The organism is Rhizobium sp. Root1334 (assembly GCF_001426665.1).
GTDB lineage: Bacteria > Pseudomonadota > Alphaproteobacteria > Rhizobiales > Rhizobiaceae > Pararhizobium.
The window spans coordinates 728,966-754,546 of sequence record NZ_LMEY01000001.1; the positions used below are offsets into that span (position 1 = coordinate 728,966).

Below are 25,581 nucleotides of genomic sequence, written 5' to 3' on the forward strand. Positions count from 1 at the left end.
CTGGCTAGATCCCTTGCATCATCGAACCGAAGCCATCGGCAAACAGTTTCAGCATCGCGGCGATACCAAGATAGAGCAGGAACATGCCGCCCATGATGAGATAGGGCAGCGAGATGAAGTAGAGCGGCATCTGCGGCGCAAGCTTGTTGACCATGCCGATCGCGACGTTGAACAGCAGGCCGTAGATGATGAAAGGGCTCGCCAGCCGCAGCATGATATAAAACGTGGTCTCCAGCGCATTGGTCAGCGTGATCAGCACGCCCTGCGGATCAAAGCCGACGCCGAGCGGCATCACCTTGTAGGAATCGACAAGGCTCGACAGGATGACATGGTGGAAATCCAGCATGAACAGAACCATGAGACCGGCAAAGCTGATCAGGTTGGTCAGCTGGTTTTCCGCCGTGTCTTCCAACACGTCGTTGGCCGGAGGAGCATTGAACCCCATCATCATCGTGATCACCGTGCCGGCAAACTGCAGACCAAGCACATAATAGCGTGCGATCAGTCCTATCACGCCGCCAACAACGGTTTCGGTCGCGACGATGTAGATATAGGTATGACCCTTGCCGGAAATCTGCGGATAGATCTCGTTCCACATGATCGGCAGGATCGCCATCGAGATTGCCACGGCCACGAAGAGCCGGATCTGCACCGAAACGCGGGCGGTGGAAAATCCGGGCATGACCATGATGCAGGCGCCGATCCGGCAGAATGCGGCGAAGAGCGCCAGCACTGTGCCTTCCGGATCGGTGATCATGAAATCGAGCCGATGATCTTTATCTCGAGGCCCTTGGCGAGCTCGACATGCGAGAGAACCGGCAATGTTGCAAAAAGACGCTCGATGATCATGCGGACATAAGAGCGGGATTCGGGCGAACTTACCAGTACGAACGGCATGCCGCGGTCAAGATGTTCACGGATAACCTTGGTCGCTTGCTCGCTGAACTCCTCCAGATGGCGCGGATCGATGTCGAATTCGACGATATCGCCCTTGGCGTCGCGCTTCAGCGCCTGATGGAAGACCATGTCCCATTTGCTGCCGAGACGCAGAACGCGCAGTGTGCCGTTGTCGGCGAGATCGCCGCAGAGTTGCTGCGACATACGCACCCGGACATGCTCGACGATCTGCTCGGTTTTCCTGACATGCGGCGCGAGTTCGGCGACCGCTTCGAGGATCAGATGCAGGTTGCGGATCGAGACGCGCTCGGCCAGAAGCAGCTTCAGCACGGCCTGCAGGCCCGAATAGGACATGTGCGAGGTGCAGATTTCGTCAGCGAGCTTGCGGTATTCCGGGTCCAGCCGCTCGATCAGGATCTTGACGTCCTTGTAGGACAGAAGCTGCGGCAGGTTGTTACGGATCACTTCGGAGAGATGCGTCAGTACCACCGACACGTTGTCGATCGGGTGGAAGCCTTCGCGCTTCAGATCCTCGGTAAAGGTTTCAAGGATCGACACGGCGGGCATGCCGAATGCGGGTTCGCGAATATCGTCGCCTGGAACGCTGGGCTTGCGGCCGCCGCCGGTAACGACGATGACCTCGCCGACGCGCACCGTGTTCGACGCGATCGTCGTGCCGTGGATACGGACGTGATAGGCCTTGTCCGGGATGCTGATATCGTCGGAAACCTTGATCTCCGGGACGATGAGCCCGTATTGGCCTGCGAACTTTCGGCGCATCTTGCCGACACGGAAAGCCAGTTCCTGATGAGCGCCGAGCAGGCGTGTGGAGACCTGCTTGCCGAGCAGCAATTCGATCTCGGCTGTCTTCAAGACCGACTTGACCGAGTCCTTTTCGCTGTCCGTCTTCAGCTGCGCCGTCTGCTGGTCCTGATCATGCTTGAGCTTGTTGGCCGCAGCCAGCTGACGGGGAATGACCCAGCTGAGGAAGGCCATACCGCCGCCGAGAACAGCGAACGGAATGAACGGGAGACCCGGCATCAGCGCCAGCATCAGGATCAGGCCTGATGCGACCATCAGCGCGCGCGGATAACCGGCAAGCTGATTGATGACGGCCTGATCGGTGGAACCGGAGGTGCCGCCACGCGATACGAGCAAGCCGGCAGCGAGCGATACGATCAAAGCCGGAATCTGGGAAACCAGGCCGTCGCCGACGGACAGCTTGACGAAGACGTCGGCAGCTTCGCCGATCGACATGTCGTGGCGCGCGTAACCGATGATGATGCCGCCAAAAACGTTGATGGCGGTGATGAGAAGGCCGGCGATCGCATCGCCGCGCACGAACTTGGACGCACCATCCATTGAACCGTAGAAGGAGCTTTCCTCCTCCAGTTCGCGCCGACGGCGTTGCGCTTCCTTCTCGTCGATCAGGCCGGCGGACAGATCGGCATCGATCGACATCTGCTTGCCGGGAATGGCATCGAGGGTAAACCGCGCGCCGACTTCGGCGATACGGGTGGCGCCCTTGGTGATGACGATGAAGTTCACCGTGATGAGGATCAGGAAGACGATCAGACCGATGACAAAATCGCCACCCATGACCAGTTCGGCAAAACCGGCGATGACACCGCCGGCCGCATCATGTCCTTGATGACCATGCGAAAGGATGACGCGCGTTGTCGCAATGTTGAGCGCCAGCCGAGTCATGGTGGAGATCAGCAGGATGACCGGAAAGGACGAGAAATCCAGCGGCTTCTGAATCCAGAGCGATACCATCAGGATGAGCACGGAGAATGCGATGGAGAAAGCCAGCCCGACGTCGATCAGAAATGGCGGTATCGGCAGGAAGAGGATCGACAGGATCGCTACGATGCCGAGCGCGAAGCCGACGTCGCGGCCTTTGGGCGCGACTTTCGGAATGATCAGAGCAGGAGGTTGTGCCATCGGAAATTCCGTCTCTTCATGAGAGGCGGACAGCATTCATACCTGCTGCCCATACTAAGCAGCAGGCCTAACGCACCAAACTTGCGCGAAGGTGGCATCGATGTCGAAAGGAAGGGGATGACACGCTTTTCTCAGCATCATCCGTTTCAATTTCGCCGGAAGGTCAGAACCCGGTTTGAATGCGGGAAAACACCACGTCGGTGAAAATCGAAATCTGCGCACCGACAAAAGAGGCGGAAAGCGCGATGGTGACAAGCACAGCAAGGATTTTAGGAACGAAGGTCAGGGTCATTTCCTGAACCTGGGTCAGCGCCTGAATGAAAGCGATGACGACGCCGACAATCATGGCGGCGAGAACGGCGGGCCCGGAAGCGACGACCACTGTCCAGATCGCCGCTTGCACGATATCGAGGGCATCCGCCTCATTCATTGGCTATCACTTTATGGTAACACCCGGGCCTACGACAAGTTCCTTGCCGGTATCGAGCACCGCGATGATTCCATCCGAGTATAGCTTTACTTCCTTGACGACACCAGTTGTCTTGCCATCGGCGCTGGTCACTGTCTTGCCGATCACGGCATTGGCCTCACTGAGCGACGTGCGCTGCAGCAGGCTTTCCAGATTGGTGTTCGTCTTGATCGTCTGTTCAACCTGCGAGAAGGTCGCCAGCTGGGCGATCTGCTGGGTCGAATCCATCGGCTGGGTGGGATCCTGGTTCTTCATCTGGGCCACGAGCAGCTTGAGGAAGCTGTCATAGTTCAGGCTGGCCTTGGCGGAATCGTTTCCGGATTCCGTTCCCGACGCGGTCGGCACATAACTGTTCGCCGAATTGACGCCACTTACCGCCATGGTGCGATCTCCTTGCGAATCTGCTCGATCGTTGCAGGGGTGATTTCCTGGTTGTTCAGGATCCGGTCTTCCAGGGCGTAGAGACCACGGATCGCCTTCAAAGCATCGAAGGCGCGGCCTTGCGTCACCATTCCGTCGATTTTCTTCAGCTCGGAAACGATCTCTTCGTTCTTGAAGCAATTCAAAAGCATGACGACCGACTTGCGGAACATGTTCGTCGACTGCTCGGCGCCTTCCGGATTGATCAGGATCATCTGTGCGATGAAATAGAGCTGCTTCAGCGGGGTCGTCGCATCTTCCGGCTGCAGGACATGGTTTTCAAGCAGGAACGTCACGTCGTTCAGGAATTCGACGGCAACCTTGCGGTCGACACGCAGCACGGCCCCGTTGACAAAAATCCGTTCGCCAGACTTCAGCGAAATACGCAGTGTGCTTTTCATTTGAGTCCATCCCTGATGATGGTTGTGATATCGATAATGCCCTGGAAGTTCGAGGATTCGCGCTTGCGGATCTTCTCTGTCTCACCGAGAATCCAGATGGCAATGGAAATAAGGTTGGCGCGCAGTTCGTCGTTCAGCTGATTGTCCGAAGCACGAAGATCCTCGATGAACCGAATCCAGACCCGCCTGGTATAGTAGATCGCCTCGATGGCCTCTCTTGAGTAGCCCTGCTGTCGCTTTGCGGCCGCGAGCAGCGTGATCGATCGGTCGAGCACTTGCCGTTCCCGATCCTTGGAGTCGGCAACGCCATCCTCCATGATCTCGGCATATGAAAACTGATACATTCAGACATCCTTCATGTTTGTCCTGGTCCTCACCGCATCAGAGGAAATTAATCAAACTCAACTGCTGAAGCCGCGCGGTCAGCGTGTAGGAGGTCTCAAGCTGGCTCTGCAAAGTCTTGAGCATGGTCGATGCTGCGAAGGTATCGATGCCCTCAAGATCAAGCTGATTGGCCTTGATGATCTTGGTTTGCGCCTCGATCGAGGTGTTGGCTTTCTTGACGCGCTCCTGCGACAGACCAAGATTGCTTTGCATGCTGATCAAACCGGTGACAGCTTCACCCATGAACTCGATAGCCTTGCCGGTGACCGCGCCACGAACGTCGTCGCTCAAGCCGACGCTGAGAAGTTCAGTCGAGATGAGGCTGGCCAGGGCGAACTTCCGTGCACCCTCGGCATTGAGGTTTGCGGAACTTTGAATGACTTCATTGGCGCTGATGCGGCTCGTCATGTTCTGGCTGGAAGCGTCCGACCAATCCGTCCACTTCGATCCGGCAACCGACGGATCCGCGTACATCGGCGCCAGCGAGTTGTCGATGAAGTCGGTCATCTGCGCCTTGGTGAACTGGTTCACTGAGTTCAGCGGCGGAACCTGAACCGGCTGTGCCGCGATAAAGGTCGACAATGCCGCATCGTAGGAAGCCTTGGCAGCGGAGGTGGGTGTGTATTCCGTGAAAGGCTGGACATCGGTGTTGATGCCCGAGAACAGGTATTCCCCATTCAAGGATGTGTTGGCAGCCGACGTGAACGTCGTCATCGCCGCAGCGTTCTGGTCCTGCGCGATTTTCAGAAGATCGGCAGTGCTGTTGTCTCGGAAGGCCATCAGCGACGACAGCGACTTCTGGGCCGCATCCTGCATCGTCTTCAAGGCTTCCTGAGAACCGGCAAGTCTTTGCGTGACGATGGAATTGGTGCTCTTCAACGTCGCCAACCGGTCAAGCTGCGATGAGATGTTGACGGATTTCGAGGTGGAGGCCCCAAGTGCCAGACCGTAATCGGCATGAACGCCGGTCGACACCTCGTCGTTCAGCTTCATCATTTCCACCTGACCTCTTTGGATGGTCAGGCGCATGGCGTTTTGAACAGCCAGATTGGAAACGAAAGACGTTTTCATGATTTTATCCTACAGCTTGCAGAAGGGACGTCATCATGGCGTCCACCGTACTGACCAATTTCGCCGATGCTTTGTAAGACTGCTCAAGGTCCAGCAATTGCGACAGTTCCTCGTCAAGGCTAACGCCTGTGACGTTGCTCAACGCATCTTGCGTGCGCGACAGCATGGCCATCTTGTTGTCGTTGGCAGTTGAGGCACCGCTCCTCAATTCTTCCAGCCAGCCGATCGAGGAAGCCGAAAAATCCAGGATGCTGCTTGAACCGTCGAGCCCCGTGGCCGGATCGAACTGCATGTCGGCGCTAAGCGATGTCACGAACCCGTCGAGAAGCGCTGTATAGCCGGAGTTTCCGGTGGTATTTGACTTGTAGGTAGGACCGTTGAAGCCACCGTCACGGACATATGTCGGGTTGCTTGTAGCCAGCGGATTGATTGTGAGCGACGCCGCCATACCGGGGACTGCCGTGCCAGCTGCCGGCACAGTGCCGCCTGCCCAGGTGAAAAGACCGGGCAGTGCTGTCGTGGCAGGCGTCGTGTTTTCCTGAAACAATGTGACCAGACCGCGTGCGATCTCGTCGAGCTGCGACTGAAATTTCGGCGCTGTCTCGTCGCGCAGCTGAAGCAGGCTGGCGAGCTTGCCTTCGCCAGACGTATCGGCCCCCTTGCCGGCCTTCAGCGCCACGCCATCGACGTAAATCGCGTTGCCGACTGTGGTTGCGCCGAAACCGGGGGTCGGCTGAAACGTCACAGTGCGCGCGGTGTTTTCAAACAGGACCGTACCATCGGACGTAAAGATGACCGTATCGTTGTTGGCGCGCGTGACCGTCGAAATACCAACGACCTCGGAAATCTGGCGAAGCAGCTTGTCGCGCTGGTCGAGCGCATCGCTTGCATCCGAACCACTGGCCGCCGCGCCCTGCACCGCACTGTTGGCTTTTTCGAATTCGGCCAGCAGCCCGTTCAACTTTTTGACAGACGCGTCGATTTCCTTGTCCGCATCATAGCGTACGTCCTGGACGGCGGAAGACGTCTTGTTCAGCGACTTGGCAAGATCCGCTGCGCTCGACACCGTCGTCGCCGCAATGGACGTATTACCGGGTGTCGCCGCAAAGGTTTGCAGGCTGTCACGGAAGGATTTGAGGTAGTTCGACGGCGAGGTTTCATAACCGTTGCCGCCGAGCGCCGCCTTCACCGCTTCCAGACCCGTCAGAAGCGCATCCTGGGCGGAAGCTTGCGAAATGCTGATGGAATGCTGTTTCATCAGCGCGTCGTTCTGGGCACGCTGAATGGATACGATCTGCGCGCCGTTGCCACTCGTGCCCAGCATTGCCATGCGGCGCGAATAATCCGCATTGCTGACATTCTGGATATTCTTCGAAACGAGCGCCGTTTGGGCGGCCGTGTTGTTGAATATCGTCTGTGCGGTGTTGATGGCTGATGACAGCGACATGACGCAGACCGTACCTTTTCAATTATCGCTTCAGGTTCACAAGAACGTCCAGCAGGTCGGCGCCCGTCTGGAAGACCTTCGAGTTTGCCGTGTAGCTGCGCTGGGATTCGATCATCGCCGTCAGTTCGTTGGCGATATCGACGTTGGAGCCTTCAAGGGCGCCCGACTGGATGCTGCCGAAATCGCCGGAGCCAGCAAAACCGGTGACGATGACGCCCGAATCGACCCCCTGCGAATAAACGTTGCCGGACTGCGGAACGAGGTTGTCCGGGCTCTGAACGGTGGCCAGCGCCACGCGGTAGCGCGGATCGAGCTTGCCGTTTTCGTACTTGACGTAAACGATACCTTCCTTGTCGATCTGGTAGCCAGCAACCTTGCTCGGGGCATTGCCATCGATGGAGCCACCATCGGGGTTAAACTTGTAGCCGAGCTGCGTCGTTTTGGTGAGATCGATCGCCAAGGGCGCTAGCGTCGCGCCGGTGCCAGCAAAAGGCCCCTGAGCCGAGGTTGTTAGGGTCGCCGGCGAAGTAGCCAAACTCCCGTCAGCATTGAAGCTGAGAGCCGAAGTGCCGATCGTGGTGCCTGATGTCCGGTCAACCACCTTAACGCTCCAAGCGTTGGCAGCTGTCTTGGTATAAGTAAAGTCGAGTAGGCGCGAGTTCCCCTGGCTGTCGAACACGCTAAGTGACGTCTTCGATTCGTCACCGATCGCATCGCCGGAATTCAAATTTGCGCCCATGGCGCCAGCTGTCGAGCCCTTGGCAACGAGACCATCAGAGGAGAGATTGACCTTCGTCAGGCCGTCAAAGCCGTTGACCACTACCGTCGGATCGACGCCCGCCTTGTATTCGTAGCCCATCAGCGTGTAGCCGGCGGAGTTTACCAGGTCGCCATCGCCGTTCTGCGTGAAAGCGCCGGCACGTGTGAGGGCATTGGCCCCATTGGCACCCGAAACGATGAAGAAACCACCGCCGTTGATGGCCATGTCTGTGCCTGATGTCGTGTAGCTGGTCGGGCCTTGCTCCGAAATGCTGTAACGCACCTTGGTTTCGACACCGCCGGAATTGTACGAACCGTTGCTCGTTGGCAGGATCAGCGAAGAGAACTCCGTCGAAGCGCGCTTGTAGCCGGTGGTGTTGGCGTTGGCGATGTTTTCAGCGACCGTCCCCAGGCGGTTTGCCTGAGCATTCATGCCGGAACCACCGGTTCGCATCATTCCGTAAAGACTCATGTCCGATCCTCGTTTTCGTCGTTATGGCGAGACTATGGGGTGGGCCTTGCGTGAACCTGTCTTGGGATGCCAGGTGCGCGGCTCCAAAACCCAATTGCAGGATCAGCTCCAGTCGATGCAGTAGCCAAGGAAACGCTTGGAATCGATCGGATCGAAACCCAGCCGCTTGCGCAGCTTCTTGCGCAGCTTGCTGATATGGCTTTCGACGACGTTTTCTTCGACATCCTCATCGAAAATGCCGTAAATCGCGTTGAATATCTGCGACTTGGAAACGCGACGCCCCCGGTTTGCGACCAGATATTCGAGAATACGGCGCTCGCGGCGCGGCAAGGCAAAAACCTCGCCCTGGACTTCCGGATCACGGCCGTCAGAAAAGACCCGGATCGGGCCGATGTCGGTGAAATTCACCAGAGCCTTCAGGCGGCGGCGGATTGCTGCTGCCCGCGCCAGGATCTCGCGCGGATGGACCGGCTTGCGCACCACATCATCGACGCCACAGTCGAAAAACGCCAGTGTCGTTTCCAATGAAGGACTATCGCTGATTGCAATGACCGGCGCCGTGGAACGATCCCGGATAGCGCGTGGAAGGCTCATCGCCCTTTCGCCCTGGCCAATCAGGAACGCCTCGACGGCGTCGATATCGCTATCGGCCGCCTTTGAAACCCAATCACCGAATTCGCTTGGATCGAACCCTTGGGAAGGCACGCCCTCCCGTCCAAACAGTGAAGTATATCCGTCTTTCACGAGCTCACGCTCATCAACCACTACGATCATTCGTCCGCCTCCGAATCAGCATGGCACCACTATGGTTAAGAGGTACGAATCGGGGGATTCATGAACAACTATGGAATGTTAGTGGCTGAAATTAATACTAGATTAAGATTTGTGTACCGATTTGAACTAGATATAGTGGCACCAGGCGAATATGGCACTAATTTTCATGTGGAAACGTTAACGGCATATTAAGAAATCGCTTGTGGTCATTTTTCTAACTCAATGTTGACGCAATCGTCCGAAGCGGAAATTATTTTGCTAATTCACGCAGTGATTGAGTTATTGACAGAAGTTCGACGCGTTCGTTGTCCATTTCCCATAGCCCGTAGCAACCAGATTGGCGATCACCCGGCAGACATATTTCTTCTGTGCGGGATCATTGTTGGGGCCTGCATGATAACGGGCGACTGCCATCGTCCAGGTCTCATGCCGCGCGTGAAGCCTGGAGAGAAACTGAGCGGCATATTCGACATTCTTTCGCGGGTTGAGCATCTCGTCCGGCGAGCTGAAATTTTCTCCGTGGAAATAGTAATTGATCTGCATGCAACCAAGATCGATCAGTTTGGCACCCTGCGCCCGCGCCGCCGCAAAGCGCTGCAGAACGTCTCCGGCGCTGTTTTCAAAGTAAGCCTTGCCCTCGATATTCATCGCAAACGGCTGAAGCGATCCCTTCCTGCCGGTCTCCGTCAAACCGACAGAATAGAGAATGCCCGCCGGTATCTGATACTTCGCCGCCGCCGCCGTGATCTCGCTTTCGCAGACACCGGCGCTCGCGAATACGCTACATGTAGACGTCACCAGTGCGGTTAAGCTCAGCCCCAGAAGACGCATCGCCCGTCCCTTCATTGCCCGTCCACCTTCCGCGACCTTGTTCCTGACCGCCATTGTCATTGCGCTGCCCTCTCGAGCCATCCCCAGCCGCCTCGCGGCCCTGCTGCCCCGCCTGAGGCTGTGCCTGCTGCTGCGCGTTGTTGCTGCTGGAGGTATCCGAGGCATTGAAAACGATGTTGACCTGATCGACGGCGAAACCCTGCGCGCGCAAGGCCCTGACCATGGCGGACTGATCGTCGCTCAATTGCCGGAACGCATCACCGGTTTCCACCTTGATCTCAACCTGCAGCTCGTCATCCTTGAGCCTGAGCGTCGCGGTCACCATGCCGAGGTCGATCGGGTGCATCTGGATCTTCAAGGTGTTGAGAACTTTGCCGGTGGAGGCCTGCGTCAACGGTGTCTCGGCCCCAGTGCCACCCGGCTGTAGCGCACGGGCCCATTCCGGATTGCCAGCGATCTGGTTGGTTACGGCCGCCGCATTGCTGGAAGGTGCTAAGCCGAGATACCGGCGCGCTTCCAGCACGGTGACGTTTTCAGCCTTGGCAGTAGCGGCAGACACGTCGTTCTTGGCGACAGTCCTGTCTCCGTCCGACGCCAGGCTCATGGACACCGCCTGCCCCTTGCCATCGGCGCGGGCGAAGCGGAACACTTGATCGGTTCCGGCCTCAGTGGCGTTCTTGACCGCGTTCGCATCGCCAGCCATCTGCGCCTCGGCCTTGACCGCATCCTTCCCGGCAGGCTTCGCCTTGCCGGCCCGTTCGGCCAGCGCCTGGAATTCAGACATTCCCCGCGTCGCTTCTGCTCCAGCAGGCTGGTTTGCAACAACCGGTTTCTGGGCTGCATCCAGAAGACTGAGCAGTTGACTGACATCGCCCGTCACCGCGTCCATCGCTTCATTCTGCGGGTTCTCCGCCGATGCCTCATCGGGTTTTGCAGTTTTATCGCCGGTCTTGGTGGCGCCTACTTCAGCATTCTTCAACAGGCTGGCACTCTTTTCCCCGATCGGCCCATCAACGGTTTTGCCCGCGTCCTCACCAATTCCTGCAAAGTTTGCCTGCATCAGGGAGAACTTTTGCGCATGATCGCCCTTTGCTGCGGCCAAAGAACCTTGCGCCGGGATTGTCTTGCCTGAGAGGTGAGCGTCCGCCGTGCTGGAAGAGCCGAATGAGGATTTCATGAAGCCATCGCTTTCCGTAGCAAGATCCTGCAGCGACGGAAGAGCCTTCGCTTCGGCGTCGGAAGCCAGCGGATCGATGCCGCTCTCCTTGGCCGACGCAGTAAGCTTTTCAGCCGCGGAATCGGGCTTCGATGGGAGATCGTCGGCAATGGCCGGCTGCTTCTTCTTGCCGGCATCGGCGAAAGCACTTTCGAAGGCCGCCTTCTGATTGGCGGCGTCCATGTCATGCGACTTGCCTGACGCGTTGGCGCCCGCCTTGCCCGAGCGTACCGGACTTGCGGCCAAAAGGTTATCGTCCACGAATGTCATGGCTGGTCTTCCCCCTTCAGGAGAGAATCGATCTCGTCGAGCTTCGAGCGGCCTGTGCTCAGAAACGCATCGAGAACCGGATCAACTGGCCCCTGCTCAGACGAGGCCGCCTGCGGCACCGCATTGGGTTGAGCCGCTTTCAAAGCCGCTTCCGATGCCGGTGTTGCAAACGGGCTGTCACCGCTGCCGGTGGCCACTCCGCTCTCTTCCATGGTAATATCGGATTTGACATTAGAAACAGATGCTTGCGTCAAGCTTTCCGGATTGGGTGCACGCAGCACTTCCTCCGCGATGACCCTCGCCGCCTCACGCAACGCGCGATCCCTGGGCGAGAGTTCCGCTTCGGGAATGGCGCTGATGTCCTTGACCGCTTCAAGAATGCCTTTGGAGGGAATACCGACAAGGCCGGAATAGAGGCTGGCCAAGGCCTTGGGACCTGCATCTGCGGCATCGGAGAGATCTTGCGCCCGCGTCGACGCGAGCGTTGCCAGTTCCTGCATGCCGCCGATCGCTGCGCGGCGAGCAATGCGCAAATAGACCTCGCGCTGCCGCGGCTTGTCCATGAAGCCAAGAATTTCCTGGATCTTTATTTCCGTCTTCTCATTGTAGTTGGCAACAGCCAATTCGACGAAAACATCGGCGAACTGGCTGGCATAGGGAGATGTCAGGAAGCGCCGGGCATAGGAGAGCGAATAGGCAAAGCCCTTGTCCGGCATGCCGCCCCGGGTTGCCAGCGCGATCGAACGCCGCAAGGCAGCTTCCTCGATATTGGTACCCGGTGAGGTCAGACGCGCCCAATCGTAATATTGCACCGATTTCGCCGGGTTCTGCTGGGCTGTCGCATTTCCTAGCACCAGATAGAGATAGGGGCCGACCCGTGAATTCCGGTATTCCGGAACGGCTTTCGCCAAGCTTTCCACCATCAGCCCACCCTTGCCGGCCAGATAATGGCTCAGCGCGTCGATGACGCGGGTATCGAAATTGCCTTCGATGTCGTGGTTGGCAAGGTAGGACAACGTTTCCGGATTGCCGCCGCTCATCGCATAGATGAAGGCAGCATCGACATTGCGCGGATCATCGAAGACCGTGGGATCGGCCTCGCGCAACCGCTTGTCGATCGCCGCCAGCATGAAGCGCTGCATTTCGGCTGCTGAATGATCGCCGAGCACGATGGCGTCCTGGATTGCCTGCAGCGAGCGCAGCATCTTGTAGGGCGCCAAGTCCTCCGGACCTTGCGCATGCACGGCCGTCGCCGGGGTTGTCCCGACGGCACATGCACAAAGAAGGAGGGTGCGGATCGCCTTCAGCATAACCATCAGCCCTGGTTCGTCTGCAGCAGGATTTCGATACGACGATTGGCCGGTGCCAGCGGATCCTTGGTATCTTGGAGGCGCTTGTCGGCAAAGCCGCTGATCTGGCTGACGCGGCTCTCCGCAAGGCCGCCGCGAATGAGCATATAATAGGCGCTCTGGGCGCGATCGGACGACAGCCGCCAATTGTCATAGGCGCCCTTCTTGAACGGCCGTGCGTCCGTATGGCCCCGAATGGCAATGGCGCCGCTGCGAGCCGATAGGAGCTTTCCGATCTTTTCCATGGCGATGACCATGTCCTTTTCAGGTACGGCCGAGCCGAGCCCGAACATCGGCGTGTCGGCCTGCTCACTGATCGTCACCAGAAGCCCTCCCTCCGTTGGCGTTACCAACAGACCTTCGGCGAGCTTACCGGCGGAACCGCCGATTTCCTTTTCGATATCGGCCTTAAGGGACTTGGCGGCATCTTCACCGGATTTGACCGGCGTCGTGCTTTCGGCGGCAGCAGGCGCATCAATTGCGGACTTGTCCGATGCATCCTTCTTGGCGGCCTCGGACTGATCTGCCAAGGCTGCAATCTCTTGCTTGGATGCGTCCGCCGGACCGTTACCAGCCTTGGCTTCGAGACTGTCGCCACCTTTTTCCGCGTTCTGCAACTCGACCTGTTTCGTCCAGAAGTCAGGGTCGAACGGATCGCGGTAGGCTTCGCCACCATCTGCACCGGTCGCGGGTCCAGACGTCGATGCGCCACCCTCACCCTTGGCGCTGATATTGGCATTGCGGCCGACTTCGTTGACGATTTCAGACATGACCGAATAGGGATTTTCAAAGAAGTCGGCGTCGGAATACTGGGTTTCCTCGCCTGACGTCGCAGTCATGTCATCGCCGCTTTTCGCCGATCCGCCGGTCTTCGTCTCCGTTCCATCGACCTTCGACTTCATCTGGTCTTCTTCACCCTTGGCATCCTTGGCCGGCTGCTTGACGCCTTTTTCGGACGGCTTTGCGTCGGTCAGTTGCACGGGGTTGAAATAGGACGCGAGCGCCGCCTTCGTCTGCGGGTTGGCGGCATTGATCAACCACATGACGAGAAAGAACGCCATCATCGCCGTCATGAAGTCGGCATAGGCAATCTTCCAGGCGCCACCGTGATGTCCGTCGTGGCCGCCACTGTGACGCTTGATGATGATGATTTCGTTCTTGCCGTGGTGGTGGCCGTCATTCTCGCTCATGCCAGCACCTTGCCTACGGTATCGGCCCAGGCGGCCATACGCGTCACCAGAATGGAATCGCCGAATTCGACCGAAAGATCGACATCGTCGGTTTCCAGGTGACGGAAAATCAGGGTTTCATCATTGAGGTGACGTTTCAGCGCCTCGAAGAGCGGCGCAGGCCCCTTGACGGTGATCTTGACGCCCTCGCCGGCGCCGATCGACAAGGTGATCATCCGGGCGAGATCGGCGATAGACTTCTGCAGCAGCACGCTGTCCATGACGGGCGCCAGCACCCGTGCCGTCTGATCTGACAGCATAGCCGCAAGCTGCGACCCCATGTCGGAAAAGCGATCGTAGATCATCGCGGCGATTTCGTTTTCGCAGCGCACGCGCATGGCCTCAAGTTCGGCAGCGTGGCGCGCATTCAGTGCGCTGATTTCAGCCTCGTTTAGCGCAAGCTGCTCCTTTTCCGCTTCCCGCCGCCCCTGCGCGAACGCCTCACTGCGCTCGGCGTCAATATCGATCTGGGGCTGGGCCTGCGGCTTCATGACAAAAGCACCATCAGCCGGGAAGTCGTCGTCCAGATCCGGAAAATACCTTGGCGGAACCAGGGACAGCTCGACCTTCGGCGCGCTGAAATCCTTGAGATAGCGGGAGATGGACGCGCTCATCGGCGGCCTCCACAGTCCGTGGTCAAGACCGGGTCAGCCATCCATACGGACCGCGTTGGGCTAACAAGCCTGAAAACAAAAGTCTGTGACACTTCCGGAATGTCTCCTTCAGGACCCAGCGGAGCAGGAGTGCCGCAGGCCCGAACATTTTCAATCCGTACCAGCCTGCCGCCGGAAGGACCGGCAGTACAGACAGCATACAACGGCAGCACAACAATCATCTTGGCTGGCAACCCGGATGAGGATGGCTGCGATTGGAGACTATCCGGTCAAACTTGTGCGAAAATGTAGGTCAGAGATATATCAGCCCGGCGGAAAATCTCCGGCAGGCGAAACCGGCAAAAGGTGTTGGACCGCACCTGGGCAATAGGCGCGGTCCAACCGTTTCCACCTGCCGATGACCGGCGGCCTGGCGGAAAAGAGGCCGTCCCCTCACGAAAGGGGGAACGGCGGCAGGGGTGCCGAGACCGGTTTCATGCCCGCCGGTCCGGCGCGTTCAGGCTTACTGTTGGAACAGACGCAGGATGTTTTCGGAATTGGTGTTGGCAATCGACAGTGCCTGAATGCCCAGCTGCTGTTGCGTCTGCAGCGCCTTCAGCCGGGTCGATTCCTCGTTCATGTCGGCATCCACCAAACGGCCCACGCCCTTGTCGATCACATCCATCAGATTGGCGACAAAGTTTTCCTGCATGTCGATGCGGCTGGTGATGGCACCGAGCGTCGAAGCGGAGTCGGTCAAGCTACTGAAAATGGCATCGACAGCTTTGATCATGCCTTCGATATCATCATAGCTGGTGCCAGCCGTCAGTTCGATGACATTACCTGCCGCCGCAGTGCCGCCGCTAAACGCAAGCAGCTTATAAGTTGCAGTTGCGGTCGTCGTGCCGTTCGGCTGCGTGACCACAACGCCCTTGGTCAACTGCCCCTTGGAGGCATCCTTGGTATCGATCAGGATTGACGCAGCAGTGTCGTAGTCCAACGTCGACACCGACACCGTACCGTTCGTCGAGCGGTTGAAGGATGCCACGATGGACTTGGTACCCGCCGGCGTCGTGCTGTCATTGTACAGCCAGTTTTCGCCCGAGAACGACGCGGATTCAGCTGCGGATGCCAGCTGGTTCTTGAGCTCGGTCAGTTCCTTGTTGATTTTCGTCTTGTCCACGCCCGGTTCGCGTGCGGCGACCAGCTTGGCCTTGATCTCGGACACGACATCAATGGCGGAACTCATACCGGCATAGGATGTGTCAACCTTCGCAGCACCCAGCCCGAGCGCGTCCTGAACGGTCGAGAGAGCGGCGTTGTCGGAGCGCATGGTGGTCGCGATCGACCAGTATGCAGCGTTGTCGGCTGCGGTCTCGACGCGATAGCCGGACGAAATGCGGTTCTGCACTTCTTCCATGTTCGTATTGATCGAACGCAATGTCTGGAGAGCCGCCATCGCGGCGGAATTGGTCAAAATGCTGGTCATGGTCATTGCCCCAGTTCGAAATTAAACGGAACATTCCGGATCGGACCGGCAGCGACGGGACCAGCGTCATGCAAACTGCCCCATGTTTTGCCCAGGGACAGCCTATCGCTCTTAACGAACACTTAACAATCATATGGTTAACAAATCATTAAGCGCGTTAGCAAGTGCGTAATCAAAATGAACAAAAATAAAGATCAATTGCCATTTCGTTAACGACCGCGATACGAGGTAAGCAAGCACGAAAAAGCCGCGCCCCTTGTGGGACGCGGCTTGTAGGCTATCCGGCGGGCCAAAGGTGAACTTAGCTCGCCGACGCTATCGTCTTGCCTGTTCCGATTAACGGAAGAGCGAGAGGATGTTTTCCGAATTGGAGTTGGCGATCGAGAGCGACTGGATCCCGAGCTGCTGCTGTGTCTGCAGGGCCTTGAGGCGGGTCGACTCTTCGTTCATGTCGGCATCGACGAGGCGGCCGACGCCCTTGTCGATCACGTCCATCAGAGGGCCTTGAGGCGGGTCGACTCTTCGTTCATGTCGGCATCGACGAGGCGGCCGACGCCCTTGTCGATCACGTCCATCAGGTCGGCCATGAAGTCGTCCTGCATCGAGATGCGGGTGTTCGTGGCGCCGAGCGTGGCAGCAGCATCCGTGAGGTTGGTCAGCATCTTGTCGACGGCGCTGATCATGCCTTCGATGTTGTCGTCGCTGGTTGTTGCCGTCAGTTCGATGACGGTACCCGTTACGCCGGTACCACCAGCACTGACCAGGCGATACGTAGCAGCAGCCGTCGTTGCGCCGCTCGGCTGGGTGACAGCAATGTCCTGGGTCAGCCGACCCTTTGTGGCATCCTTGGTGTCGATCAGAACCGATGTCGAAGCATCGAATTTCAGAACGCCAACCGCAACGTTGCCAGAAGCGTCACGTGTGAAGGAGCNGACCCTTTGTGGCATCCTTGGTGTCGATCAGAACCGATGTCGAAGCATCGAATTTCAGAACGCCAACCGCAACGTTGCCAGAAGCGTCACGTGTGAAGGAGCCGACCATTTCCTTGGTACCGAGGGCAGCGGTCGAGTCGTTGTAGAGCCAGTTTTCACCGGAGAAGGAAGCCGACTGCGCCGTCGAAACCAGCTGGTTCTTCAGTTCCGTCAGTTCCTTGTTGATCTTCAGCTTGTCAACNGTTGTAGAGCCAGTTTTCACCGGAGAAGGAAGCCGACTGCGCCGTCGAAACCAGCTGGTTCTTCAGTTCCGTCAGTTCCTTGTTGATCTTCAGCTTGTCAACACCCGGTTCGCGGGAAGCAACCAGCTTGGCCTTGATTTCCGAAACGACGTCGATAGCGGCGTTCAAACCGGTGTAGGCGGTGTCTGTCTTGGCAGCGCCGAGACCGAGAGCGTCCTGAACCGTGGAGAGAGCCTTGTTGTCCGACTTCATGGTCGTTGCGATCGACCAGTAAGCGGCGTTGTCGGCAGCGGTTTCGACGCGCAGGCCGGAAGAGACGCGGCCCTGGGTCATTTCCATGCCGGAATTGATCGAGCGCAGCGTCGAGAGTGCTGCCATTGCAGCCGAATTGGTGAGAATGCTTGTCATGGTAATACTGCCCCTTTTGAACAGGTGAAAATGGAAGGGACATTCCGGTCGTTACCGGGAAACAGCGGCCAGCCTCATGCCTGCTAACGCGTTAATTTCTTTGGTTAACCCGCTGTTTCGATGGGCATAGAAAACACCAACATGGTTAAAGAAAACCTAAAGACGGAAAACATTTTTTCGCGGCAAAGAAAAAACCGCACCTCTTGCGAGATGCGGTTTTCGATAGGTCGCGGGATCCGCCGTTTGGGGGGGATGGCGGCCCCGTACCTTTTTTCGATTAGCGGAACAGCGACAGGATGTTCTGCGAGTCCGAGTTGGCGATCGAGAGAGCCTGGATGCCGAGCTGCTGCTGTGTCTGCAGGGCCTTGAGGCGGGTCGACTCTTCGTTCATGTCGGCATCGACGAGGCGGCCGACGCCCTTGTCGATCACGTCCATNTTGAGGCGGGTCGACTCTTCGTTCATGTCGGCATCGACGAGGCGGCCGACGCCCTTGTCGATCACGTCCATCAGGTCGGCCATGAAGTCGTCCTGCATACCGATACGCTTGTTGGTAGCGCCCAGCGTTGCAGCGGAGTCCGTCAGGTTGGTCAGCATCTTGTCGACGGCGCTGATCATGCCTTCGATGTTGTCATCGCTGGTTGTTGCCGTCAGTTCAATGACGGTACCCGTCGCACCTGTACCACCAGCGCTCACCAGGCGGTATGTGGCAGCAGCCGTCGTTGCGCCGCTCGGCTGGGTGACAGAGATGTCCTTGGTCAGCTGACCCTTTGTGGCATCCTTGGTGTCGATCAGAACCGATGTCGAAGCATCGAATTTCAGAACGCCAACCGCAACGTTGCCAGAAGCGTCACGTGTGAAGGAGCCTAGAGCCAGTTTTCACCGGAGAAGGAAGCCGACTGCGCCGTCGAAACCAGCTGGTTCTTCAGTTCCGTCAGTTCCTTGTTGATCTTCAGCTTGTCAACGCCCGGTTCGCGAGCAGCAACCAGCTTGGCCTTGATTTCGGAAACAACGTCGATGGCTGCGTTCAAACCGGTATAGGCAGTGTCTGTCTTGGCAGCGCCGAGACCGAGAGCGTCCTGAACCGTGGAGAGAGCCTTGTTGTCCGACTTCATGGTCGTTGCGATCGACCAGTAAGCGGAGTTGTCGGCAGCGGTGCCAACCTTCAGGCCGGACGAAATACGACCCTGGGTCGTTTCCATGTCGGAGCTGATGGAGCGCAGCGTCGAGAGTGCTGCCATTGCAGAAGAGTTTGTCAGGATGCTTGTCATTGGGGTTGTCCCTCTAGATACAAAATACAAGATTGGGGACATACCGGACTAAATACTTACCGGTGATAACGGCTCGGCATCATGCCACTCGGTCCCTGTTGGTCAGGAAATCCAAATCCGTTATGTGAGGGCAATGTCGCAGGCAAACGTTGCGATATGTTTAAATGCCCTGCGGACATGCGCGCTGCACCGGTTGTCCGCGCATGCAGCCAAGATCGCAGACAATCAAAAATTATTGTTACAATTCAATTAGTTGGAAATTTCCGCCAAGACGTTTCCATCTCAAAAAAGAGACGAAACGTTAACCACGACGGCGAGATCAGCTGAACGATCGGACCAAACTGCCGACCAGGAGGTTCCAGCCGTCGATGAGCACGAAGAAGAGGATCTTGAAAGGCAACGAGATCGACGTCGGTGGCAGCATCATCATGCCCATGGCCATGGTGATGGTGGCAACGATCAGGTCGATCACCAGGAACGGCAGCATGATCAGAAAGCCGATCTCAAACCCGCGCCTGATTTCCGAAATCATGAAGGCCGGCACCACGGCACGCAGATCGACCTTGTCTCCGACGACGACAGTCTGCCCCTTCTCTTGGGCGATATCGATGAACAGTTGCAGATCCTTGTCGCGGGTGTTTGCGAGCATGAATTCGCGGAACGGTTCCGAGATGCGCGTCATCGCCTCCGTTTCCGTGATCTGGTTCTGCAGCAGCGGATTGACGCCATTCTGCCAGGCCCGGTCGAAGGTTGGCGCCATGACATAGAAAGTCATGAACAGCGCAAGGCTGACCATGATCATGTTGGACGGCGTGGTAGCGAGCCCCATGCCGGTGCGCAGGATCGCAAACGCAATGACGAAGCGCGGAAAGCTCGTCACCATGATGAGAATGCCAGGCGCGACCGACAGGACGGTCAAAAGGCCGAATGTGCGGATGATCCACGACGCCACCGAGCCGTCGATAGGCGTGTTGAGGATATCGGCGGGAAAGCCTTGCGCTCCCGCGATACCTGACATCGCCACCATGGCGGCTATGAATGCGATAGTCCGGATCATGAGCGAATCATTGAATAACGAATGTCCTGAAGATGACATTGGTTACGCGCCCTTCGGAGCGAAGGTCAACCCGTTCTTCGATGTCATCCTTGAGATACTGGAATCCGCGTGGCCCTTGTATCTGCTGCAGTGACACAGTTTTGAGGTAGGCAGCGATGTCCTGATGTATCTGTTCCGCCATCGCCACGTCGGGCGCACCTTTGAAAAGAAGAGCAACTTCAAGCCGGATCCAGTTTTCGGTCGGATAGGCAAGATTGGTGGTGATCGCGTCAAGCTGCACGACGCCGTTGGCCTCGGTTGCGATCTTCGGCAACCCTTCGTCCTTCTTGCCGGCTTCGCCCTCGGGTTTCTGGCCGGCGTTTTTCAGGGCGACTGCTGCCTTGGCGTCCTCGACGATCTTGGCCTCTTCGGCGGTCAGCGGTTTGGGCGCCAGCATGCCACCGATCAGCCAGCCGCCGCCACCGGCGATCATTGTCAGAACCGCAAGCGCGGCGATCATGATGACCGGCGACGACTTCTTCGGGCCGCCAGTGGCGAGATCGGCTTCTTCCATCTTCAAAATCCATCAAGAGTTGGCGCTTACGCGGCACTGCCTGCCGTCAGATCGGCGAAACGATGTCCATGACCTGCTGGCCCCATGGCGGTTGCTGAACCTCGGTCAACCGGCCGCGCCCACCATAGGAGATGCGTGCCTCGGCAATCTTCTCGTAGGAAATCATGTTCTTCGCATCGACGTCGTAGGGCCGTACGATGCCGGCGACATTGAGAATGCGAATTTCGTGGTTGACGCGGACCTCCTGGGAACCGCTGATCAGGAGATTGCCGTTTTCGAGAACGCCCGTGACGACAGCTGCGACCAGGAGGACAAGCTTTTCGGAGCGCTCCGTCGTGCCCTCGCCCTTCGACTTGGTGTTCGAGCCATAGTCGAGCCCGCCATTCCAGCCAAAGTCGCTCGTCTGGGACTTACCATTGGCGCCGATTTTGAAACCGCTGTCATTGGTGCGGCTTCGATCCGTCTTGTTGTCGAACGAGGCCTTGTCGTCGATGCGGATATCCACAGTCAGGATATCGCCGACCTTCAGCGCGCGGGCATCCTTGAACAGGGCCGACTGATTATCGCTCCAGAGCGAATAGCCGTTCATGACCTGGCGCGGCTCCTTCGGATACATCGCCATCTGCGGCGTCTGCGCATATTGCAGTCCGCTACCGATCGGGCTCATGGCCGGAGCCCTGCCGATCTCGTTGAATGTCTGGTTCTGGCAACCTGCCAGCATGCTGGCGGCAAGAAGAACCGAAATCGGATATCTCATGACGGTTCCTTCGATGTATCCGGGTCTGTGGCGCTCGAGATGACATTGGTGACGACCGCTGCCTTCTCATTGCTCATTTCGCTTAGGATCAGGCTCGACTGGCGCGGTGGAAGCGACATGATGATCGCCGCAGCGACACCGGGATTGACAAGCTCCAGCTTGGCCGCCGCCGCATCCGCCTTCATTGTCTTGTAGATTCCGACGAGACCGATCTGCGCCTGCTTGAGAAAATCGTTACGGCGCTTCAGCCAGTCCTCGTATTCGGAGCGGCGCTTCTCGAGCGTCGCGATGCGTTCATCAATCTCGAACTGCAGCTTCTCAAGATCCTTCTTCTGCAAAAGATACCGCTGGTCACGTGCCGCGTCGGCGATGTTGGTGCAGAACCGCTGGATCTCGTCGCCATTGGCCGGAATAGCTGCGGCCGGTGCGGCAACCTCCTGAGCGAACGCGCCGGGAATGGCCAACATGGTGCAGCCGGCGGCGATCATCATCAGGCGGCGGCGCAGGCCACTGGAAACGCTGGGTAGACGATGGGTCATCATTGCAAGACAAGCTCCGCCTGAAGGGCACCCGCTGTCTTGATGCCCTGGAGAATTGAGATGATGCCGTCCGGCTTCACCCCGATACTATTGAGGCCGGAGACGAGCGAACGCAGGTTGGAGCCGTTGAGGATAGCCACCGTGCCACCGTCCTCGGAGGCCTGAATTGTCGTGTTCGGCTCAATCTCGGTACGGCCGCGCGAGAATGGTTCCGGCTGCACGACGGTCGGCGTTTCGGTTACCTGGACTGTCAATGTTCCATAACTGACCGCGACCTGATTGATCCGCACGTCCTGGCCGATGACAATTGTGCCGGTTCGCTCATTGATGACCACGCGCGCAGGCACATCGGTCTCGACAACGAGATTCTCAATATCGGCCATCAGGCGGGACAGATCAGCCATCTTCGGCTTGTCGATGACGACGGCCTGGGAATCACGAGCCTCGGCAATGCTACCGCCGAATTGGGTCTTGCCGTAACGATTGATGGCAGCCGCCATGCCGACCGCAGTCGAAAAGTCCGGATTTCTCAACTGCAGAACAAGATTGAACCCATCCTTGAATTTGGCTGGGAGTTCACGCTCGATGATCGCACCGTTCGGAACGCGGCCGGATGTGGTGATACCCTGCGTTATGGACGCGGCATCGCCCTGCGCACTGAAACCGGTCACGACGACCGATCCTTGCGCCACCGCATAAATCTGACCGTCAGCGCCGGAAAGGGACGTCATGACCAGCGTGCCACCGCGAAGCGATGTGGAATCACCAAGCGACCCAACCGTCACGTCGATGCGGCTTCCGGGGCTGGCAAAAGGCGGTAGGTTGGCAGTAACCAGGACCGCCGCAATGTTCTTCGAACGGGATTCGTTGTCCTGTGTCGAAATACCGAGATTCTGCAGCATGGCGCGCAAGGATTGCGCGGTAAACGGCGCGGAGCGCAGGCTGTCGCCGGTACCCTGAAGTCCGACCACCAGGCCATAACCGATCAGCTGGTTTTCGCGGCCAGCCTGTAACGAGGCGATATCCTTGATGCGCGATGCGGCCTGTGCCGGCGCGATCGTCATCGAAAGAACCGCAGCGATTGCCAGGCACCATTTGCCGAAACGAAAGATCATTTTGCCACCACGTGAATTGTACCGTCGTCCATCACCGTTCCGGAGACGATGATGCCGGAATCGGTATTGCGCACCCGGATCAGATCGCCGACTGCGGCATTTTCCAGCGGCGCACCGCCGGCTGTGATCGTGAGGGGGCCGTTGGAAAAGACGATCCGGACCGCCTTTCCGCGCTCGACCGCATAAGGCTCGCGCAATGCAGAGACGAGAATGACGCGCCCCTGAAGCAGGGTGCGGCTCGTCACCTTGCCAGTCACCTGGTCGGCCGAGACCGCATAGTCGCCGGTCAGAGCCGGGTTAGTGACCTCGACCTCTTCCAAACGATGGGCATCAATGACTTCACCAGGATAGATCGTCTGGGTCGGAATGACCGCCATGCGCCTTTCGGCCAGAACCGGTTGCGAAGACAGCAGTCCGGCACACATGACGCCAGTGACGCCCAGCACCCGCAAAATCAAATTCCCGCAGGTAGCGACAGCCTTAAGCCGCGGCAGATTGGCAGTCCGGCGAAACGTCATGTTTGCCACTCCCTCTTTTATCTCAGGTTCTTGCTGACCGTCGCGGCCATTTCGTCGGCGGCCTGGATGATCTTGGAGTTCATTTCATAGGCGCGCTGAGCGGAGATCAGGTCGGTGATTTCCTTGACCGGATCGACGTTCGACGCTTCGAGGTATTTCTGCTTGATCTGGGCATAACCCGGATCGGCCGGAGTGCCGATCACGGCCTCGCCCGAAGCCGGCGTCTGCTTGAAGAGATTGTCGCCCTGTGGCTCGAGGCCCGCCTCGTTGACGAAGTTTGCGATCGTCAGCTGGCCAAGCACGGTCGGCGTGGTGTCGTTACCCACACGGACTGAAACTTCACCGGACGCACTGACGGTAATTTCGCTGGCGTTCTGCGGCACAGTGATTTCCGGAACGACCGTATAGCCATCGATGGTGACGAGCTGGCCATCCGCATTGGTGTTGAAAGCGCCGGCGCGGGTATAGGCCGTCTCGCCATCCGGCGTCTCGATCTGGAACCAGCCGCGGCCGATCAGCGCCATATCCAGGCTGTTGCCCGTGCTGATCAGGCTGCCCTGCAGATGCAGATTGCGGACGGCGGACGTCTGCACGCCGAGACCGATCATGGCGCCTTCCGGAACGATCGCCTGGTTGGCGCGGTTCGGCACGCCCTGGGCGCGCTCGGTCTGATATAGAAGGTCGGAGAACTCGGCCCGTGCGCGCTTGTAGCCAGTCGTGTTGATGTTCGCGATATTGTTCGCGATCACTTCCAAGTTCAGCTGCTGGGCATTCATGCCTGTCGCGGCGATCGAAAGAGCCTTCATTACATTTTTCCTTTAGATCGGCATGCGTGCGATTTCGAGATAGGCGCTGACGACCTTGTCCCGGATGGCGATGGCGGTTTGCAGCGACTGCTCGGCGTTCATCACGGAATCGATGACTTCGCGGGTATTGGCTTCGCCGCGGATGCCCTGGATCGAGTTGACTTCCGACTGCCTCAAGCCGTTGGTCATCTCGGTCGCCATGTTGCCCATCACCTCGGCAAAGCTCTGCGACTTGCCAGCAGTGGCCGCGCCACCGAGAATGCTCTGGGCCGACGAAGCGCTCGACGTGGACGTCGCGTCCTTGACGGTCGAAATTGCCGCGTTGATGGTCTTGATTGCGTCGATCATTATTGTGATGCCCTGAGAAGGTCGATTGTTGCGGAGATCAGGTCACGTGCCTGCTTCGTTGTCTGAAGATTGGCCTCGTAGGAGCGGTTTGCTTCCCGCATGTCGGCCATTTCGATCAGCACGTTGACGTTCGGCATCTTGACCATGCCCTTGTCATCGGCTGCCGGGTTGCCCGGATCGAATTCGACGGAGAAGTCGGAATCGTCCGTTCCCAGGCGCTGAACTTCAACGGTGGAGGCGCCGCTGGCGCGATCGATTTCCGCTGCGAAACTGACCGTCTTGCGGCGATAGGGATCTGTGCCCGGCGCATCACCGCTGGAGCGCGCGTTGGCAATGTTTTCGGAAACGATGCGCAGGCGCGTCGATTCCGCTTCGAGACCGGAGGCCGAAACCTTGAGAGCTGAAACGAGAGGATCCATCGCCGTTATTTCCGTACCGTCATGAGCATCATCCGGTGAAACGCCTTTACGAGCCCCGCATTGAGCTCATAGTCGCGCTTGATTTCACCGGTTTTCATCAGTTCCTTCTCCAGCCGGACGCTGTTGCCCGACTGCTGAACCTCGACATCGTCAAGCATGCTGGTTTCCGTCACCTGCGCGGCGCTGCTGCCATCGGTAAAGTGCGCGGGATTGGTGGCTGCCATCTGAAAGCCGGTTTGCTGCATCACGCTTTCGAACGGCTTGACGTCCTTGGCTGCGTAATGCGGCGTGTTGGCATTGGCGACATTGCCGGCGACGACGTTCTGGCGGACTGCCAGCCATTGCGCCTGCCGGGACGCGAGATCGAAAAGCTGTATAGGTTGCATCATGCGACTCCATGCTTGTTGCTGGAGAACCTAGGTACGCAATCTTGCGTGGGACTGAATTGGATGGCGTATTGGAAGCGCGGCGGCGGCAGGCTTTGCAAGGTGATGCTTTTTGGCACTGCATTGGCCTGCCCGGCACAAGAGGCGGGAGCGGCAGTGCGAACGGCCTTGCCCATTTCCGGTCAAAGGACCGGAAAGCATGGATCATACTCGATGA

The 25,581-nt window shown here is 58.1% G+C and carries 27 protein-coding genes and 3 pseudogenes; all 30 read right to left on the reverse strand.

Translation table 11 applies throughout. The annotated features are described in order from the left end of the window. Nucleotides 1–4 precede the first annotated feature (4 nt). The 30 genes and pseudogenes from fliR to flgB all read right to left on the reverse strand — a co-directional run bounded on the left by fliR (nucleotide 5) and on the right by flgB (nucleotide 25,364). A complete protein-coding gene (gene fliR, locus ASD36_RS03500) occupies nucleotides 5–757 on the reverse strand; it encodes a flagellar biosynthetic protein FliR (protein WP_060504652.1) in 753 nt (250 codons plus the stop codon). Next, nucleotides 754–2,841: a flagellar biosynthesis protein FlhA gene (gene flhA / locus ASD36_RS03505; RefSeq protein WP_060504873.1), complete on the reverse strand. Its 2,088-nt coding sequence runs from the start codon at nucleotides 2,839–2,841 to the stop codon at nucleotides 754–756. Before flhA ends, fliR begins: the two co-directional genes overlap by 4 nt. Before the next feature lie 163 nt (nucleotides 2,842–3,004). Continuing rightward, nucleotides 3,005–3,271 carry a flagellar biosynthesis protein FliQ gene (fliQ, locus tag ASD36_RS03510; protein WP_060504651.1) on the reverse strand — a complete coding sequence of 89 codons (267 nt, stop codon included), beginning with the start codon at nucleotides 3,269–3,271 and terminating at the stop codon, nucleotides 3,005–3,007. A 6-nt stretch (nucleotides 3,272–3,277) separates the two neighbouring features. After that, a complete protein-coding gene (gene flgD / locus ASD36_RS03515; protein WP_060504650.1) occupies nucleotides 3,278–3,691 on the reverse strand; it encodes a flagellar hook assembly protein FlgD in 414 nt (137 codons plus the stop codon). Further along, a complete protein-coding gene (gene flbT / locus ASD36_RS03520; protein ID WP_060504649.1) occupies nucleotides 3,682–4,131 on the reverse strand; it encodes a flagellar biosynthesis repressor FlbT in 450 nt (149 codons plus the stop codon). The genes flgD and flbT overlap by 10 nt, the downstream gene beginning before the upstream one ends. Next, nucleotides 4,128–4,475, reverse strand: a complete 348-nt coding sequence (gene flaF / locus ASD36_RS03525; RefSeq protein ID WP_060504648.1) for a flagellar biosynthesis regulator FlaF — start codon at nucleotides 4,473–4,475, stop codon at nucleotides 4,128–4,130. The genes flbT and flaF overlap by 4 nt, the downstream gene beginning before the upstream one ends. A 37-nt stretch (nucleotides 4,476–4,512) precedes the next feature. Beyond that, complete coding sequence (locus tag ASD36_RS03530; protein WP_060504647.1) at nucleotides 4,513–5,586, reverse strand: flagellar hook-associated family protein; 1,074 nt, start codon at nucleotides 5,584–5,586, stop codon at nucleotides 4,513–4,515. A gap of 4 nt (nucleotides 5,587–5,590) precedes the next feature. Further along, nucleotides 5,591–7,033 (reverse strand): flagellar hook-associated protein FlgK, encoded by a 1,443-nt coding sequence (gene flgK, locus ASD36_RS03535; protein WP_060504646.1) that lies wholly within the window; start codon nucleotides 7,031–7,033, stop codon nucleotides 5,591–5,593. 22 nt (nucleotides 7,034–7,055) lie between these two features. Continuing rightward, entirely contained in the window at nucleotides 7,056–8,264 is a 1,209-nt protein-coding gene (locus ASD36_RS03540; protein WP_060504645.1) for a flagellar hook protein FlgE, read from the reverse strand. A gap of 102 nt (nucleotides 8,265–8,366) precedes the next feature. After that, a complete protein-coding gene (locus ASD36_RS03545; protein WP_060504644.1) occupies nucleotides 8,367–9,038 on the reverse strand; it encodes a response regulator transcription factor in 672 nt (223 codons plus the stop codon). A 279-nt stretch (nucleotides 9,039–9,317) separates the two neighbouring features. Next, nucleotides 9,318–9,869, reverse strand: coding sequence for a lytic transglycosylase domain-containing protein (locus ASD36_RS03550; RefSeq protein WP_060504643.1), 552 nt, complete (start codon nucleotides 9,867–9,869; stop codon nucleotides 9,318–9,320). Continuing rightward, complete coding sequence (locus ASD36_RS03555; protein ID WP_060504642.1) at nucleotides 9,820–11,355, reverse strand: flagellar hook-length control protein FliK; 1,536 nt, start codon at nucleotides 11,353–11,355, stop codon at nucleotides 9,820–9,822. The genes ASD36_RS03550 and ASD36_RS03555 overlap by 50 nt, the downstream gene beginning before the upstream one ends. Then, nucleotides 11,352–12,665: a chemotaxis protein MotC gene (motC, locus tag ASD36_RS03560; protein ID WP_060504872.1), complete on the reverse strand. Its 1,314-nt coding sequence runs from the start codon at nucleotides 12,663–12,665 to the stop codon at nucleotides 11,352–11,354. The genes ASD36_RS03555 and motC overlap by 4 nt, the downstream gene beginning before the upstream one ends. Nucleotides 12,666–12,670: 5 nt before the next feature. Beyond that, entirely contained in the window at nucleotides 12,671–13,894 is a 1,224-nt protein-coding gene (locus ASD36_RS03565; RefSeq protein WP_060504641.1) for a MotB family protein, read from the reverse strand. Next, nucleotides 13,891–14,547, reverse strand: coding sequence for a hypothetical protein (locus tag ASD36_RS03570; RefSeq protein ID WP_060508749.1), 657 nt, complete (start codon nucleotides 14,545–14,547; stop codon nucleotides 13,891–13,893). Before ASD36_RS03570 ends, ASD36_RS03565 begins: the two co-directional genes overlap by 4 nt. Nucleotides 14,548–15,049: 502 nt before the next feature. Continuing rightward, entirely contained in the window at nucleotides 15,050–16,015 is a 966-nt protein-coding gene (locus ASD36_RS03575) for a flagellin (RefSeq protein WP_060504871.1), read from the reverse strand. 336 nt (nucleotides 16,016–16,351) lie between these two features. Further along, nucleotides 16,352–16,946 (reverse strand): annotated as a pseudogene (locus ASD36_RS31150) (flagellin); the annotation flags it as partial. 243 nt (nucleotides 16,947–17,189) lie between these two features. Beyond that, nucleotides 17,190–17,597: pseudogene (locus ASD36_RS03590) on the reverse strand (flagellin); the annotation flags it as partial. Nucleotides 17,598–17,874: 277 nt separating this feature from the next. Further along, nucleotides 17,875–18,033: flagellin (locus ASD36_RS31240; RefSeq protein ID WP_277995988.1), on the reverse strand; the 159-nt coding region annotated here is incomplete at its 5' end. 1 nt (nucleotide 18,034) lies between these two features. After that, nucleotides 18,035–18,866, reverse strand: a pseudogene (locus ASD36_RS03595) (flagellin); the annotation flags it as partial. Nucleotides 18,867–19,185: 319 nt separating this feature from the next. Next, nucleotides 19,186–19,923, reverse strand: a complete 738-nt coding sequence (gene fliP / locus ASD36_RS03600; protein WP_060500185.1) for a flagellar type III secretion system pore protein FliP — start codon at nucleotides 19,921–19,923, stop codon at nucleotides 19,186–19,188. 7 nt (nucleotides 19,924–19,930) lie between these two features. Next, nucleotides 19,931–20,476 carry a flagellar basal body-associated FliL family protein gene (locus ASD36_RS03605; protein ID WP_060500187.1) on the reverse strand — a complete coding sequence of 182 codons (546 nt, stop codon included), beginning with the start codon at nucleotides 20,474–20,476 and terminating at the stop codon, nucleotides 19,931–19,933. Between the two features lie 46 nt (nucleotides 20,477–20,522). Then, entirely contained in the window at nucleotides 20,523–21,233 is a 711-nt protein-coding gene (gene flgH, locus ASD36_RS03610) for a flagellar basal body L-ring protein FlgH (RefSeq protein ID WP_060500189.1), read from the reverse strand. Beyond that, entirely contained in the window at nucleotides 21,230–21,724 is a 495-nt protein-coding gene (locus ASD36_RS03615; RefSeq protein WP_244481802.1) for a MotE family protein, read from the reverse strand. Before ASD36_RS03615 ends, flgH begins: the two co-directional genes overlap by 4 nt. Before the next feature lie 47 nt (nucleotides 21,725–21,771). Beyond that, nucleotides 21,772–22,836, reverse strand: coding sequence for a flagellar basal body P-ring protein FlgI (locus ASD36_RS03620; protein ID WP_244481803.1), 1,065 nt, complete (start codon nucleotides 22,834–22,836; stop codon nucleotides 21,772–21,774). Nucleotides 22,837–22,883: 47 nt separating this feature from the next. Further along, on the reverse strand, nucleotides 22,884–23,312 hold the full coding sequence (flgA, locus tag ASD36_RS03625) for a flagellar basal body P-ring formation chaperone FlgA (protein WP_244481805.1): 429 nt from the start codon (nucleotides 23,310–23,312) through the stop codon (nucleotides 22,884–22,886). Nucleotides 23,313–23,422: 110 nt separating this feature from the next. Next, nucleotides 23,423–24,211, reverse strand: a complete 789-nt coding sequence (gene flgG, locus ASD36_RS03630) for a flagellar basal-body rod protein FlgG (protein ID WP_060500195.1) — start codon at nucleotides 24,209–24,211, stop codon at nucleotides 23,423–23,425. Nucleotides 24,212–24,223: 12 nt separating this feature from the next. Next, nucleotides 24,224–24,559, reverse strand: coding sequence for a flagellar hook-basal body complex protein FliE (locus tag ASD36_RS03635; protein WP_060500197.1), 336 nt, complete (start codon nucleotides 24,557–24,559; stop codon nucleotides 24,224–24,226). Beyond that, nucleotides 24,559–24,978, reverse strand: coding sequence for a flagellar basal body rod protein FlgC (flgC, locus tag ASD36_RS03640; RefSeq protein WP_060500199.1), 420 nt, complete (start codon nucleotides 24,976–24,978; stop codon nucleotides 24,559–24,561). The genes ASD36_RS03635 and flgC overlap by 1 nt, the downstream gene beginning before the upstream one ends. Before the next feature lie 5 nt (nucleotides 24,979–24,983). Further along, nucleotides 24,984–25,364 (reverse strand): flagellar basal body rod protein FlgB, encoded by a 381-nt coding sequence (gene flgB, locus ASD36_RS03645; RefSeq protein ID WP_060501310.1) that lies wholly within the window; start codon nucleotides 25,362–25,364, stop codon nucleotides 24,984–24,986. Nucleotides 25,365–25,581 lie beyond the last annotated feature (217 nt).

Bases quoted from the DNA above. Each gene is read 5' to 3' on its own strand.
- ASD36_RS03635 (WP_060500197.1), bottom strand. From the start codon at position 24,559: ATGATCGACGCAATCAAGACCATCAACGCGGCAATTTCGACCGTCAAG.
- flbT (WP_060504649.1), bottom strand. From the start codon at position 4,131: ATGAAAAGCACACTGCGTATTTCGCTGAAGTCTGGCGAACGGATTTTT.
- flgC (WP_060500199.1), bottom strand. From the start codon at position 24,978: ATGGATCCTCTCGTTTCAGCTCTCAAGGTTTCGGCCTCCGGTCTCGAA.
- flgB (WP_060501310.1), bottom strand. From the start codon at position 25,364: ATGCAACCTATACAGCTTTTCGATCTCGCGTCCCGGCAGGCGCAATGG.
- ASD36_RS03575 (WP_060504871.1), bottom strand. From the start codon at position 16,015: ATGACCAGCATTTTGACCAATTCCGCCGCGATGGCGGCTCTCCAGACA.
- fliP (WP_060500185.1), bottom strand. From the start codon at position 19,923: ATGATCCGGACTATCGCATTCATAGCCGCCATGGTGGCGATGTCAGGT.
- ASD36_RS03565 (WP_060504641.1), bottom strand. From the start codon at position 13,894: ATGAGCGAGAATGACGGCCACCACCACGGCAAGAACGAAATCATCATC.
- ASD36_RS03615 (WP_244481802.1), bottom strand. From the start codon at position 21,724: ATGATGATCGCCGCCGGCTGCACCATGTTGGCCATTCCCGGCGCGTTC.
- flgA (WP_244481805.1), bottom strand. From the start codon at position 23,312: ATGTGTGCCGGACTGCTGTCTTCGCAACCGGTTCTGGCCGAAAGGCGC.
- ASD36_RS03530 (WP_060504647.1), bottom strand. From the start codon at position 5,586: ATGAAAACGTCTTTCGTTTCCAATCTGGCTGTTCAAAACGCCATGCGC.
- ASD36_RS03620 (WP_244481803.1), bottom strand. From the start codon at position 22,836: ATGACGATCGCGCCGGCACAGGCCGCATCGCGCATCAAGGATATCGCC.
- flgH (WP_060500189.1), bottom strand. From the start codon at position 21,233: ATGAGATATCCGATTTCGGTTCTTCTTGCCGCCAGCATGCTGGCAGGT.
- flgK (WP_060504646.1), bottom strand. From the start codon at position 7,033: ATGTCGCTGTCATCAGCCATCAACACCGCACAGACGATATTCAACAAC.
- flaF (WP_060504648.1), bottom strand. From the start codon at position 4,475: ATGTATCAGTTTTCATATGCCGAGATCATGGAGGATGGCGTTGCCGAC.
- ASD36_RS03550 (WP_060504643.1), bottom strand. From the start codon at position 9,869: ATGCGTCTTCTGGGGCTGAGCTTAACCGCACTGGTGACGTCTACATGT.
- flhA (WP_060504873.1), bottom strand. From the start codon at position 2,841: ATGGCACAACCTCCTGCTCTGATCATTCCGAAAGTCGCGCCCAAAGGC.
- fliQ (WP_060504651.1), bottom strand. From the start codon at position 3,271: ATGAATGAGGCGGATGCCCTCGATATCGTGCAAGCGGCGATCTGGACA.
- ASD36_RS03605 (WP_060500187.1), bottom strand. From the start codon at position 20,476: ATGGAAGAAGCCGATCTCGCCACTGGCGGCCCGAAGAAGTCGTCGCCG.
- ASD36_RS03555 (WP_060504642.1), bottom strand. From the start codon at position 11,355: ATGACATTCGTGGACGATAACCTTTTGGCCGCAAGTCCGGTACGCTCG.
- ASD36_RS03540 (WP_060504645.1), bottom strand. From the start codon at position 8,264: ATGAGTCTTTACGGAATGATGCGAACCGGTGGTTCCGGCATGAATGCT.
- ASD36_RS03545 (WP_060504644.1), bottom strand. From the start codon at position 9,038: ATGATCGTAGTGGTTGATGAGCGTGAGCTCGTGAAAGACGGATATACT.
- ASD36_RS03570 (WP_060508749.1), bottom strand. From the start codon at position 14,547: ATGAGCGCGTCCATCTCCCGCTATCTCAAGGATTTCAGCGCGCCGAAG.
- motC (WP_060504872.1), bottom strand. From the start codon at position 12,665: ATGCTGAAGGCGATCCGCACCCTCCTTCTTTGTGCATGTGCCGTCGGG.
- flgG (WP_060500195.1), bottom strand. From the start codon at position 24,211: ATGAAGGCTCTTTCGATCGCCGCGACAGGCATGAATGCCCAGCAGCTG.
- fliR (WP_060504652.1), bottom strand. From the start codon at position 757: ATGATCACCGATCCGGAAGGCACAGTGCTGGCGCTCTTCGCCGCATTC.
- flgD (WP_060504650.1), bottom strand. From the start codon at position 3,691: ATGGCGGTAAGTGGCGTCAATTCGGCGAACAGTTATGTGCCGACCGCG.